General features: G+C 43.6%; 12 protein-coding genes. All 12 read left to right on the forward strand.

All coding sequences use genetic code 11. The annotated features are described in order from the left end of the window. The first annotated feature begins 55 nt into the window (after positions 1-55). Entirely contained in the window at positions 56-1,144 is a 1,089-nt protein-coding gene (gene rhaS, locus D2962_RS05480; RefSeq protein WP_122014393.1) for a rhamnose ABC transporter substrate-binding protein, read from the forward strand. Positions 1,145-1,220: 76 nt separating this feature from the next. Further along, positions 1,221-1,547 carry an L-rhamnose mutarotase gene (locus tag D2962_RS05485; protein ID WP_122014394.1) on the forward strand — a complete coding sequence of 109 codons (327 nt, stop codon included), beginning with the start codon at positions 1,221-1,223 and terminating at the stop codon, positions 1,545-1,547. 381 nt (positions 1,548-1,928) lie between these two features. Then, positions 1,929-2,753 carry a DeoR/GlpR family DNA-binding transcription regulator gene (locus tag D2962_RS05490; protein WP_120767505.1) on the forward strand — a complete coding sequence of 275 codons (825 nt, stop codon included), beginning with the start codon at positions 1,929-1,931 and terminating at the stop codon, positions 2,751-2,753. A gap of 39 nt (positions 2,754-2,792) precedes the next feature. Further along, positions 2,793-4,007 carry an L-rhamnose isomerase gene (gene rhaI, locus D2962_RS05495; protein WP_122014395.1) on the forward strand — a complete coding sequence of 405 codons (1,215 nt, stop codon included), beginning with the start codon at positions 2,793-2,795 and terminating at the stop codon, positions 4,005-4,007. An 85-nt stretch (positions 4,008-4,092) separates the two neighbouring features. After that, positions 4,093-5,139 (forward strand): class II aldolase/adducin family protein, encoded by a 1,047-nt coding sequence (locus D2962_RS05500; RefSeq protein WP_122014396.1) that lies wholly within the window; start codon positions 4,093-4,095, stop codon positions 5,137-5,139. A gap of 10 nt (positions 5,140-5,149) precedes the next feature. Continuing rightward, positions 5,150-6,415, forward strand: coding sequence for a zinc-binding dehydrogenase (locus D2962_RS05505; protein WP_122014397.1), 1,266 nt, complete (start codon positions 5,150-5,152; stop codon positions 6,413-6,415). A gap of 33 nt (positions 6,416-6,448) precedes the next feature. After that, positions 6,449-7,735, forward strand: a complete 1,287-nt coding sequence (locus tag D2962_RS05510) for a PHP domain-containing protein (protein ID WP_122014398.1) — start codon at positions 6,449-6,451, stop codon at positions 7,733-7,735. Positions 7,736-7,861: 126 nt separating this feature from the next. Beyond that, a complete protein-coding gene (locus tag D2962_RS05515; protein ID WP_122014399.1) occupies positions 7,862-8,686 on the forward strand; it encodes an SDR family oxidoreductase in 825 nt (274 codons plus the stop codon). An 11-nt stretch (positions 8,687-8,697) separates the two neighbouring features. Further along, positions 8,698-9,735 carry a zinc-dependent dehydrogenase gene (locus D2962_RS05520; RefSeq protein WP_122014400.1) on the forward strand — a complete coding sequence of 346 codons (1,038 nt, stop codon included), beginning with the start codon at positions 8,698-8,700 and terminating at the stop codon, positions 9,733-9,735. A gap of 15 nt (positions 9,736-9,750) precedes the next feature. Then, a complete protein-coding gene (locus D2962_RS05525) occupies positions 9,751-11,172 on the forward strand; it encodes a rhamnulokinase (RefSeq protein ID WP_122014401.1) in 1,422 nt (473 codons plus the stop codon). Positions 11,173-11,398: 226 nt separating this feature from the next. Continuing rightward, positions 11,399-13,354, forward strand: coding sequence for an NAD(+) synthase (locus tag D2962_RS05530; protein WP_122014402.1), 1,956 nt, complete (start codon positions 11,399-11,401; stop codon positions 13,352-13,354). 87 nt (positions 13,355-13,441) lie between these two features. Continuing rightward, positions 13,442-14,281, forward strand: a complete 840-nt coding sequence (locus D2962_RS05535; RefSeq protein ID WP_122014403.1) for a Cof-type HAD-IIB family hydrolase — start codon at positions 13,442-13,444, stop codon at positions 14,279-14,281. Positions 14,282-14,314 lie beyond the last annotated feature (33 nt).

Genomic DNA, 14,314 nt, shown 5'->3' on the forward strand with positions numbered 1-14,314 from the left:
ACAACAGTTAAAAACTGTTTGTATATAAAATTAATTATCAAAGGGGGAAAATTGAATGAAAAGAGCACTGGTTATCATCCTGGTTCTTGCGCTTGCTGTGTCTTTGCTGGCTGGATGTGGTCAAAACGCGTCACAAAGCTCCGGACAAAATTCTGAAAAAGCCTCGGAACAAAACTCTGGACAGGGCAAACCTCAGGGAGAAACTAAAGCAGGAAAAATGAGAATTGCTCTAATAGTTAAGAGCACAGGAAATCCTTTCATGGAGAAAATGGCGGATGGATTCAAGACTGCTGTTGAGGAAGGCGGCAATGAAGCTATTTTAAAAGCGCCTGATCAGCCGACTGCTGAAGCTCAAATTCAGATGATTGAAGAGCTTATTGCCCAAAAGGTTAATGCAATCGCTGTATCTGCCAATGACCCCGATGCTCTTCAGCCCGCTCTTCAAAAGGCCATGAAAGATGGCATAAAGGTGCTTTCTCTGGATTCAGCAGTTAATGCCGAAAGCCGTATGGTACATATCCAGCAGGCAGACCCGGAAAGAATCGGAAGAATACAGATACAGGCGGCATATGAGATGATTGGCGGAGAAGGGCAGATAGCTGTTCTCAGTGCCACATCACAGGCAACTAATCAGAACACCTGGATTCAATGGATGAAGGAAGAACTAAAGGATCCCAAGTACGCAAAGATGGAGCTTGTAAAGGTTGCATATGGCGATGACCTCCGGGATAAGAGTGTTTCTGAAACCGAAGGCCTGCTCAAGTCCTACCCTAATCTTAAAGCAATTATAGCGCCTACGACAGTTGGCATAGCTGCTGCAGGCAAAGTGCTTACAGACAAAGGCCTTAAAGGCAAGGTTTACCTGACAGGCCTTGGATTGCCGAGTGAAATGGCAGAATATATTGAGAGCGGTGTTTGCCCATGGATGTATTTGTGGAATCCTATAGACTTGGGGTATTTAGCCGGATGCGCTGCTAATGCTCTGGTGAAGGGAGATATCACGGGTAAGGCCGGAGAAAAATTCACTGCCGGAAAACTTGGGGAGAGAGAAGTTATCCAGGTCGGGGATGGAACAGAAATCATGCTTGGCGACCCCTTCAAGTTTGACAAAAGCAATATCGAGGAATGGAAGAACGTATATTGATTTAAAATATAATTTGAGTTTAATTTGCCTCCCTCAAACTTCATGTTTGGAGGAGGCATGTCATTGGGGGTATATCATGAAAAAGAGCAATAAATTTGCATGGACCTGGACGATAAAAGAAGAGTATCTTGATGAATACGTAAAAATGCATCTTAACCCATGGCCTGAAATTTTAGAAGAACACAGTAAAGCCGGAATAAAAAATTACTCCATATTCCAGAATGGAAATCAGTTCTTTTACTGTTTTGAATGTGACGATGTAGAAGCTGCGTTTGATTATATTGCAAAAAGCGAAGCATGTAAGAGATGGAACGCTATTACATCCAGGATGGTAGAGGGTTCGTTTGATTTTAATGAAGCGGAGCCTATAAAACCAATGCGAGAAGTATTTTATTTAGAGTAATGCTTAAAACTAATTCAAATCAAATGTAAACGAACTCAAGATGGAGTCAAGATATGCATATTTTTATAGTTAAAAGTGGGTACAGAAATCTGTACCCACTTTTAACTATAAAAATATATAAAACAACAAAAATATTATCGATTAAGAGCCACAAATTTCAACGTAAATCTATAATATTATTTCAATTGATATGAAGTATGGTGAGCGGAAATCTAATTCTTACTTGTGCCGCTTTTAGGCATAGATTTTTTTGGAACCAAAAAATTTTTTTTTGAAATCCCAAAAATAAAGAGGATTTTTTGTTTGTTTAGAGAATATATATAAATAATAAAAGCATCAAATGAAAAAGACATTTTTGAAAGGCTTTAAGGGAGGCTAAACATGCGACCCGAGGAACGGCGGCAGGAAATTATGAAACATTTGAATGAACGGGGCATTGCAAAAGTTACTGAATTAAGCGAAATATTCCAGGTAACGGAGGAAACCATTCGTCGGGACTTAGAATATCTTGAAGGCAAGGGCTACTTAAAGCGCACCCATGGCGGCGCCTACAATATAAAAATAGGTCAGGAAGAGACCGCTTTTTATATCAGAAATATGCGAAACCGGCTGGAAAAGCAAAGTATTGGAAAGGTTGCGGCAGAACTGGTCCAGCCGGGCGATGTCATAGCAGTAGATGCCAGCACTACAGCTCTGCAGTTTGTATATTTTTTGAAAGAAAAAAAGGACATTGTTGTGATTACCCATGCCATAAAAGTAGTCATGGCATTGGAAGGTAACCGAGATATTACGGTGATATGCACCGGTGGGACATTGCAGCCCAGGACCCTATCCTTCGTAGGACCTCTGGTGGAGAGTGCGCTTTCCAACTATAACATCAGAAAGGCTTTCATTTCCTGTAAAGGCATAACTTTAGAGGAAGGCATAACCGAATCCACAGAACTTCAGGCAAAAGTCAAGCAGGAGATGTTAAAAGCCGCAAAAGAGACCATCTTGCTGGTGGACCACGATAAATTTGGGACCGCCACACTTACCACCATGGCTCCGGTAACGGCGGTAAATAAAATAATAACAGATACAGGAACACCGAAAGAGGACCTGGATAAATTAAAGAAACTGGGTATCGAAGTTATAGTAGCGCCGGGGCCAGGTGAAGTCCACAATGTGAGTTATGGTGAGTCAGAGAACCGTCACCTGACTCATTAACAATGAAATGGCAAAATTTAAAAAGGAGGTTTTTTGACCATGTCAAAAGGATATGAAGTCTGGGAAGAGAGGCAGATGGAAAAAGGTATCGATGTGGAACGGGTAAAGGAGAAGATCAAAAGCTTCAAAGTGGAGACTCCTTCCTGGGGTTACGGGGATTCGGGTACCAGATTTAAGGTGTTCAAACAGGCTGGAGTGCCCAGAAGCCTTTTTGAGAAGTTGGAAGATGCCGCTCAAGTGCATAAGTATACGGGCATCTGTCCTTCGGTAGCCATACATATACCCTGGGACAAAGTAGATGACTATGGCGAAGTGAAAGAATTTACTGAGAGTTTGGGGCTTAAAATCGGTGCTGTAAATCCCAACCTATTCCAGGATGATGACTATAAATTCGGCAGTGTTTGCAATGCAAATCCGGAAATAAGGAAAAAAGCAGTAAACCATATGCTTGAATGTGTTGAAATCGCAAGAGCAGTTGATTCAAAGATACTGAGCCTGTGGTTTGCCGACGGTACCAATTACCCGGGGCAGGGGGACTTTAGAGACAGGAAACACTGGATGCAGGAAAGCCTGGCCGAGCTTGATGCCGCCATGGACGACGATATGAGGATGCTCATAGAATACAAATTTTACGAGCCGGGATTTTATCATACAGATATCGCTGACTGGGGCATGGCATACACCTTTGCCACAAAAATAGGTAAAAAAGCCCAGGTACTGGTGGATTTAGGGCACCATCCCCAGGGGACAAATGTGGAACACATAGTGGCGTTTTTGCTGGATGAAGGCAAACTGGGCGGATTCCATTTCAACAACAGGAAATACGGCGATGATGACCTTATCGTAGGTTCCATCAATCCCTATGAACTCTTCCTTATCTTCAACGAACTGGTGGCGGGAGCCTGCGATCCCTGGACGAAGGAAACCGCTGAAAATGTGGCATACATGATAGACCAGAGTCATAATATTGAGCCCAAGGTGCCTGCCATGATACGTTCGGTTCTGAATGTTCAAACTGCCTATGCAAAAGCGCTTTTAGTAGATAGGGAACTTCTAAAAGAACGTCAGTTGAACGGTGACGTTCTGGGGGCCGAAGCTGTGGTAAGAGAGGCCTTTGAGATTGATGTAAGGCCGCTTTTGGGAAAAGTAAGGGAGGAAATGGGACTTGCTCCAGATCCTATGAAGGCGTATCTTGAGAGCGGTTATGAACAAAAGAAACTCGAAAGGGGCATAGGCGGCAAGGGCTGGGAGTAATACTGAAGGTGCATGCCGGTTCTTTGTTGTTAGAAAATTGTTACGATGACAAGAATGTTCTAACCATAGAAAGAAGGTATATACCATGCATGATGCGGCATTTCAGGAGCTTGAGATCATATCCCAGGCCGTGGGCAACTTCCCTGACATGGTGCAGGGGGGCGGAGGCAACACTTCGGTAAAACTCAATGATGAACTTATGGCAGTTAAAGCCTCGGGTTATAAATTGAAACAAGTGACCCGGAGTGAAGGATTCGTGTTAGTAAATTATAAAGATATTAAGGATTATTTTGCCAGAGCGGATTTAAATTCCGATATAGACTATGAAAAAGATAGCACCGCTTTTTTGAAAAAGAGTGTAGTGAAAGTTGAAGGATTAAGGGATCTCAGGCCTTCAGTGGAAGCAGGTTTCCACTCCATTTTACTAAAATATGTCATACATTCTCATTCGGTTTATGCAAATATTCTTTGCTGCAGCAAAAAGGGTGAAGAAATCATAAGGAAGGTATTTTCCGGCAAACATTATAATATTCTCTGGGTTCCCTATGTAAATCCGGGTTTTTACCTGACGCTCAAGATACAGGAAGGCATAAAGTGTCATATAGAAAAAGGCGGCAAATTCCCAAAAGTTATATTTATGGAAAATCACGGCCTAATTGTTAATTCTGACAGCCGAGAAGAAGTTATAAAGCTACATGAAGAAGTAAACGAATCAATAAAAACATTTTTACACATAAATAGTCCCTATCCAGAAATAACACTCGAAAGAGTAAATGATAACACTTATTTAAGTCGCACTACTTTTCTTACCGATTTCTTTAAGAACAATCTAATTTCCCCGGATTATTTCGACGTAGTGGCACTTTACCCGGACCAACTGGTTTACCTGAACGATAACATTTCAGTGGACGGTATGGATAATAAGCTCAATATCAACACAAAGACAGGTGAGATAATATATAAGTCTTCTTTTTCGGAAGCCATGACCATGGAGGAAACATTATTGGGATATGTCTATGTGGTGAGTAAGATAAAACAATGTAATCTTCCCATAAAAACCATGACCCCTGAGGAGATAGGTTTTATAAAAAATTGGGAGAGCGAAAAATACCGCAAAACCTTAATCAAATAGGAGGATTTTCATGAAAACCAAAGCAGTAAGGTTATATGGCAAGAATGATCTCAGGCTTGAAGAATTTGAACTGCCGCCCATAAAAGACGATGAAATCCTGGCCCACATTGTATCGGACAGCCTTTGCATGTCTTCATACAAGGCGGCGGTGCAGGGACCGGAACACAAGAGGGTTCCGAAAGATATAGACAAAAGACCCGTCATCATCGGACATGAATTTTGCGGTGAAATTCTGGAAGTAGGGAAAAAGTGGAGCCCAAAATTCAAACCCGGTCAGAAGTTTACCGTTCAGCCGGCCTTAAACTACAAAGGAACTCTTGCGGCACCGGGATATTCCTTCCAGTATATAGGGGGAGATGCCACATATATTGTCATACCCAATGAAGTCATGGAGATGAATTGCCTCCTACCCTATAACGGCGAAGCATATTTTTACGGTTCCCTTTCAGAACCCATGTCCTGCATAGTGGGAGCCTTTCATGCTAGCTATCATACTACCCAGGGTTCCTATGTGCATCACATGGGCATTGCGGAAGGCGCCAACATGGCCATGCTGGGAGCAGCAGGTCCCATGGGATTAGGTGCCGTAGATTATGCCATTCATGGTCCGAGAAAACCTCGCTTCTTAGTGGTAACCGATATCGATGATGCAAGACTTGCCAGGGCTGCCCAGATCATCACCGTGGAGGAAGCCGCCAAAAACGGTGTGGAACTCAAATATGTAAATACCGCCGGCATCGAAAACGTGGATAAATACCTTCTGGATCTCACCGGCGGAAAAGGCTACAGCGATGTGTTCGTATTTGCACCCGTAAAACCCGTGGTAGAGCTGGCCGATAGAATCCTGGGCAAGGACGGCTGCCTCAATTTCTTTGCAGGTCCCACCAATCCGGCCTTTTCTGCAGAATTCAACTTCTACAATGTGCACTACAGCTCTACCCATGTGGTGGGCACCAGCGGCGGCAACACCGATGACATGATTGAATCTCTACAGTTAATGGAAAAAGGCCTCATAAACCCGGCAGCCATGATCACCCATGTAGGAGGCCTCAACTGCGTGGCTGAAACCACCTTAAACCTCCCCAAGATACCCGGCGGCAAAAAGCTCATATATACCAACATCGACATGGAACTTACCGCTATTGCAGATTTCAAGGAGAAGGGCAAGACAGATCCACTTTTTGCAAAACTTGCCGAGATCATTGAAAATAACAATGGTCTTTGGTGTGCCGAAGCAGAAAAGTATCTGCTGGAAAATGCCAAACCTATAAAATAATGTATAAAAAAACCAGGAGCAAGGGGAAAAATTATGGACAAACGATATCAACAATATGTTGAAGACCTAAATAATGATGATGTTAATATCAGGCTTGAAAGTATCAGGAAGCTTGCAGAAGCCATTAAAAATGGCGATATATTGCGGCCCCAGAGCGGTGATTGTGTGAATAACCATATTCACACCTGCTATTCCTTTTCACCCTATTCCCCTACAAAAGCTGTATGGGCCTCATATAATGCGGGTCTTGCCACATGTGGTATTGTAGATCATGATACCGTAAGTGGTGTCAGGGAGTTCATAGAGGCCGGGAAAGTCATTGGCATGGCCACTACCATAGGTATGGAATGCAGGGTGGATTTTTCCAGGACGCCTTTAAAAGGGAGGAGAATAAACAACCCCGATCAAGACGATATCGCCTATGTGACTCTTCATGGCATCCCCCACACCCAGATAGATAAAGTAAAAGCATTTATAGAACCTTATAAGGAAGAAAGAAACAAACGTAACCGACTGATGGTGGATAAAATAAATGATTTAATTGCCGCATCAGGTATTAAATTGGACTTTGATAAAGATGTAGTTCCCATTTCTAAAAATAACGAAGGCGGGAGCATAACCGAAAGGCACATACTTTTTGCTCTGGCAAAAAAATTGGCGGAGAAATTCGGCAGAGGCCTTGCACTTCTGGACTTTTTAAAAGTAGAAATGAAATTGCCCGTAAGCGACAAGAACGAAAAATACTTGCAAGACACCGAAAACGAATATTATCTTTACGATGTATTGGGAGTGTTAAAGAGCGATACATCTTCCTTTTATATCGACGCCACCAGCGAGTGCCCGGACGTAAAAGATTTTATCAAACTGGCAGACGAGGTGGGAGCTATCTCAGCGTATGCGTATCTGGGGGACGTGAAGGATTCCGTCACCGGAGATAAAAGGACCCAGAAATTTGAAGACGACTACCTGGAAGAGCTATTTGAGGTATTAAAGGAGACCGGATTTAAAGCCGTCACTTATATGCCCACAAGAAACAGCATAAATCAGCTGACGAGACTAAAGGCCCTCTGCAAAAAATACGGATTTTTTGAGATAAGCGGCGAAGACATAAATTCCCTGAGACAATCTTTTATCTGTGACGCCTATAAAAAACCCGATTTTCAAAACCTTATCGATTCCACGTGGGCACTTATAGGGCATGAAAAAGCCGCTACCAAAGATATAGAAGACGGTATGTTTTCACAAAGGACCATACAAAAATATCCTGATTTGGAAGAAAGGATCCAGGTATATAAAAAACTAGGTATTAGCAGCAGGTAATAAATATGGTTCAGATGTAGAAAGTCGAAGGGTGGTGACATGTGAAGGTTGGCTGCACCATGGCCTTCACTGTCATCCAGAATGACTTTTTAAACTAGAACCAAATAGCAGATTGGAGGAATTTACATGGAAAAATCGTGGCTTAATCTTGAAGGCAAAGTGGCCATTGTCACTGGCGGTGCATCGGGCATAGGCAAAGCAGTGGCTCAAAAGATGGCAGAACAAGGTATGAATGTGGTAATTTCCGATGTGAACCCCGCTGGACAGGAGGTTCTAAAGGAGCTCTGTGGTGGTCCCCAAAAGCATCTTTTTATAATGACTGATGTCACAAAGGCCGAAAGTGTCGAAAATATGGTGCAAAAGACTATAGAAAAATATGGCAAGTTAGATGTGCTGGTAAATAATGCAGGGGTTAACCTGCCCAGACTTCTGGTAGACCCCAAAGACCCCAAAGGAAAGTTTGAGCTAAAAGAAAAAGAATTTGACCTGATGGTGGCCATCAATCAAAAGGGAGCATTTTTGTGCGCTCAAGCGGCAGCCAGGGAAATGGTTAAAAGAAACTCGGGCGTAATAATAAACATGAGCTCCGAAAGCGGCCTGGAAGGTTCCGAAGGCCAGAGCTGCTATGCCGCTACCAAGGCCGCCCTTTATTCCCTTACCAGGTCCTGGGCAAAGGAACTGGGAAAATATGGAGTAAGAGTCGTAGCTCTGGCACCGGGGATCCTGGAGAAAACCGCTTTGAGGACAGAGGCCTATGAGGAGGCACTGGCATACACCCGAGGGATAACCGTAGAGCAACTTAGAAAAAGTTATGAAAAAGTATCTATTCCTCTGGGAAGAGTAGGAAGACTCAGCGAAGTGGCGGACCTGGTCTGCTTCCTGGCATCGGATAGGGCAAGCTACATCCACGGTGTCACTTACAACATAACCGGGGGGAAATCCCGGGGTTAGGGGGTTATATAATGAAAGCAGCCGTTTTTGAAGACATTGAGAAAATTATAGTAAAAGATGTTCCCATGCCCGAAATAGACGATAACAGCATTCTTGTGCGGGTAAAAGCATGTGCCATCTGCGGTTCGGACATCAGGATATTCCATCATGGCAACAAGAGGGTAAAACCTCCGCAGATATTAGGTCACGAGATCGCAGGCGAGGTAGTGGAAGTAGGAAAAAAAGTGACCAAGTTCAAACTTGGTGACAGGGTGGCTATGGGGGGAGATATACCCTGTGGCGAGTGTAAATATTGTGAAAGCGGTATCGGTAACAACTGCAACATAAATTATGCCCTGGGATATCAGTTCCCTGGAGGTTTTGCCGAATATGTATTGCTCAATAGCCTGGTGGTAAATTACGGCCCTGTGCATAAGATCCCAGCCAATGTATCCTATGATGAAGCGGCACTGGCAGAACCCCTGGCCTGTGTGCTAAACGGCCTGGAGCTTTCCAACATAAAACTTGGCGATACGGTGGTCATCATAGGAGCCGGGCCCGTAGGATGTATGATGATAGAAGTAGCAAGACACATGGGCGCAACGAAAATTATCATGGTCCAGCGGTCCAGGCCCAGGCTTGAAATAGCTAAAAAATTCGGGGCTGATGTCTACATCTGTTCTTCTGAAGAAAATGCAGTATCCAGAGTCTGGGAAGAGACCGGAGACCAGGGGGCTGATGTGGTGATAGTCGCCAACTCTTCTCCCGAAGCCCAGGTGGATGCTTTGAAGATGGCGGGAAACAGAGCCAGGGTCAACTTCTTCGGAGGCCTTCCCAAAAACAATTCCCTGGTGACGTTTGATACTAATATTATCCACTATAGAGAAATTTTTGTCCACGGCTCCCACGGGGCATCACCCGGCCATCATAGGAAAGCCCTGGAGCTCATTGGAACAGGGGCAATAAAGATAGGCAATTACATTTCCCACAGATTTAGCCTTGACGACATCCTCGAAGGATATAAAATGGCTGAAAGTCATGAAGGTATGAGAGTCGTTATAAATCCATAAAGGGAGGGATATGATATGACCCTAATTTATAATCTAGCGGCGGATTTTGGTGCATCCAGCGGGCGGCTTATCCTCAGCAAGTTCGATGGAGACAAAATTGAACTGGAAGAAATCCATAGATTTTCCAATGACCCCGTGAGGATAGGGAGCAGGTTTTACTGGGACTTTCCAAGGTTATTTCATGAGCTTAAGAACGGACTAAAAAAAGCGGCGCTGAAAGGAATCGATATATCCGGTATCGGCATCGATACCTGGGGCGTGGATTATGGCCTGATCGATAAGAACGGGGACCTTTTATCAAATCCTATTCATTACAGGGATAATAGGACCGACAACATAATAGACGATATAGAAAAAATCATGTCCTTCGAAGAAATATATAAAGTCACCGGCATACAATATTTGCAATTAAACACACTGTATCAGCTTTATGCCGACTTAAAATTCAGACCGGATATATTAGAAAAAGCCGACGCACTGCTGTTTATGCCGGATCTTTTCAATTTCTACTTGACCGGACAAAAATATAATGAGTATACCATTGCCTCCACATCCCAGATGCTGGAAGTATTTTCGAAGACCTGGGCTTTGGAAATGCTGGAAAAATTGTCTTTGCCAACAAAGATCCTTCAGAAAATAATCATGCCGGGCAATATAATAGGTAAATTGACCAAAGACATCCAGGAAGAGACAGGCTTGCCCGATGTGCCCGTTATGTCTGTAGGAAGCCATGACACCGCTTCTGCCGTAGCGGCAACACCCCTCGAGGGAGAAAACTGCGCATATATAAGCAGCGGCACCTGGTCGCTGCTGGGGGTAGAAAGCAAAGAACCTATAGTAAACGAAGATTCTTTAAAAGACAACTTCACCAATGAAGGCGGCCTGGAGGGCAGAATAAGATTTTTAAAGAACATAAACGGTCTGTGGATGATACAGCAACTTAAAAAACACTGGCAGGAGCATGGGATTGATGTGGGGTACGGTGAGATAAGTAAAGCTGCTGCAGCGGTTAAGAACGACGGCTTCATAATTGACCCCAACGATAAGAGCTTCCTGGCTCCATTGAACATGGCAACAGCGGTACAGCAGTATTGTATAAATAACGGCCAGGGTGAGCCCAGAGAGATAGGTGAGATCGCCAGAGCCGTATATAACGGCCTTGCCCGGGAATATAAGGCCAGGATATCGAACCTGGAAGAAATCACCGGCAGAAAAATAAATGTTATCAACATGGTCGGTGGCGGCATCCAGGACGAGTTTTTATGTCAACATACTGCGAATATAACCGGCAAGACTGTGCTGGCAGGCCCCATAGAAGCCACCGCTCTCGGAAATATCCTGGCGCAGCTCATTGCCCTGGGAGAAATAAATGACCTTTCTCAAGGCAGGGAAATCGTTAAAAATTCTATAACGCAGAAAAAATATACCCCACAATAAAGTGAGGATATAAAAACAAGCACAAAAGGAAACAATAGCAGATATCTTAACTTATAAATGGATTATTTGGGCAACGTACTCAAAGTGACGTTGCCTTTTATGTTTATATGATTTTAGGCGGGGGATAGCATTATTATGTTTCAGGAAAATATAGCTATTATTTAAAGGATAATATATAATTAAAGTAAGATTAAAGAAAACGAAAAAGAATGCGAGGATGTATATCATGGAAAACTTTGGATTTATTAAGGTGGCGTCGGCATCGCCAAAACTTAAGGTAGCCAATACCGATTACAACATATATGAAATTGAAAAAATGATGCGGGAAGCCGATGAAAAGGGTGCAGCTATAATTGTTTTTCCGGAGTTGTGTATCACGGCATATACTTGCAACGACCTTTTTTTGCAAAGAAAACTTTTGGAAAAAGCTAAAAGTGCTCTTTTTGAACTTCTGGATAAAACTAAAGACCTTGATATATTGGCAGTAGTCGGTCTTCCCCTTTCTATAGACAGCAGGCTATATAATTGTGCTGCAGCCATTCAGCGAGGCCGCATTCTGGGCGTTGTTCCAAAGATGTTTCTGCCCAACTATAAAGAGTTCTATGAAAAGAGGTGGTTTACATCGGGGCATGAGATAAGTAAAGTGGTCTCGGAGATAAAGCTTTATGGCCGGCCTGTTCCCTTCGGCCACCTCATATTTCGAAATGAGGAATATGATATTACATTAGGTATCGAAATCTGTGAAGATTTATGGGCCGTCATTCCTCCCAGTTCCTATCTTGCATTGAGCGGTGCCAATATCATCGCAAACCTTTCGGCCAGCAATGAGCTGGTGGCAAAAGCCGAATACCGGAGGAAACTGGTAGAGCAGCAGAGCGCCCGGTGTATAAGCGGATATATATATGCCGGTGCCAATGTATATGAGTCCACTACTGACCTGGTTTTCGGTAGCCACTGCCTCATTGCTGAAAACGGCATAATCCTTGCGGAATCCAAAAGATTTAGCCGGAAAAACACCGTTATCTTTGCGGAAATAGATGTGGACAGGCTTCTCGCTGAAAGACAGTACAACAAGAGTTTTGCCGATGACTATGACATGGAGACCGACCGAAGGAAATATAGATTTGTAGAATTTGATTTTAACAGAAAAATTTCAATCGATACTGCTGCCGATTTCGTTAGGAAAATAGATCCATACCCCTTTGTTCCTGAGGATCCGGCCACCGTCAGCACCAGGTGTGAAGAGATCTTTAACATACAGACTACCGGCCTTGCCAGGAGGTTGGAACATACTGGATCAAAAAGAGTGGTATTGGGCATCTCCGGCGGGCTGGATTCAACACTGGCCCTTCTTGTCAGTGCAAAGGCCTTCGATCTTCTAGATATCCCCAGAAAAAACATAGAAGCCGTCACCATGCCCGGCTTTGGGACAACGAACATGACCTACCAGAATGCTCTCGAGTTGATGAAATCTTTAGATGTAAACATCCGGGAAATCGACATAAAACCCGCATGTCTTCAGCACATGAAGGATATAGGCCAGGACCCGCATGTACATGATGTGACATATGAGAACCTCCAGGCCCGGGAAAGGACCCAGATCCTCATGGATATAGCCAATAAGGTAAAAGGTCTGGTGGTGGGGACCGGGGACCTATCGGAACTGGCATTGGGATGGGCTACCTATAACGGTGACCATATGTCCATGTACGGTGTAAACTGTGGAGTCCCCAAGACCCTGGTGAGATTTCTGGTAAAATGGGTGGCTGATAATGTGGTGGAGGAAAGCACAAAAAAGGTGTTGTATAGAGTCATCGACACCCCCATAAGCCCCGAGCTTTTGCCGCCCGACGAACAGGGGCACATCCGGCAAAAGACCGAAGATGAAGTGGGGCCCTATGAACTTCACGATTTCTTCCTTTTCTATGCAGTGAGATATGGAATGAGGCCTAAAAAAATATTATTCCTTGCAAATGTGGCTTTTAAAGATAGATACCGCCCTGACGTAATAAAAAAATGGCTGAAAAATTTCTACCGCCGGTTCTTCTCCCAGCAGTTCAAACGTTCGGCTTTGCCCGACGGTCCCAAGGTGGGAAGCATAAGCCTTTCGCCGAGGGGTGATTGGCGCATGCCTAGCGATGCTGATAGCAGCATCTGGGTGAAAGATTTGGAAGACATCTGACAGCATAAGACTTATTCAGTAAAAAATCTTAAGAGGTATAGATATAATTATCTTAATCTGTCAACCATTTTTTGAGGAGGTTTTTTTATGTACCACATGCTTGTGACTGATATCGACGGTACACTGCTGGACAGTGAGGGTAAGGTGCCGGAAGAAACCAAAAAGATTCTGGCTATTTTGCGGGAAAAAAGGGGATTTATAACCACCATTGCCACCGGGCGCATGCTGGCAAGGGCGGAATCTATTGCCCGGGAAATTATGATAAATGCTCCTCTTATATGTTACAACGGTGCTCTTATAATAGACATTTATACTCGCCATCGCATTCTAGAGAGACCTATTCCGGCAGGGAAACTGATGGAACTCATCAAGCTGTTGAAGGAATGGGGATATGAAGTAATCATATACGAAAATGAAACCATCAAGGTGGAGAGGTTTAATGAAAGGACCCGGTGGTACATTAATGAGTGTGAAAGCATAGAATGTAATGTAGTAAATGATATGATAGATTATGTTAAACAAAAAGACTTGAGTTCTTATAAGGTGTTCGCTGTAGGAGATGTATCAAAAGCTGTAAAAGTTCCCGCCGAACTTCTTTCTAAGTTGGAGGAGGACTTCGAGGTAAGCCTTGCCGATCAAAGTCATATGGAAGTCAATCTAAAAGGCGTCAGCAAAGGTAGTGCCGTAAAGTTTCTGGCTGATGCGTTCAAAATTGATAGCACTGAAGTAATCACTATTGGAGACGGTTACAATGATGTATCCATGCTAAAATATGCCGGTCTGGGTATAGCCATGGGCAATGCGGCAGAACATATAAAAGGGTATGCCAAATACATCACCCTTACCAACTGTGAAAACGGTTTGTTGAACATTGTAAACAAGTTCATTATTCCTCAGGAGAAAATAAGCCTCGAAGACCTTAGATAGCCATTCACATCCGACCTCAGAATCATTATTATA

Source organism: Biomaibacter acetigenes (genome assembly GCF_003691585.1).
Taxonomy (GTDB): domain Bacteria; phylum Bacillota; class Thermosediminibacteria; order Thermosediminibacterales; family Tepidanaerobacteraceae; genus Biomaibacter; species Biomaibacter acetigenes.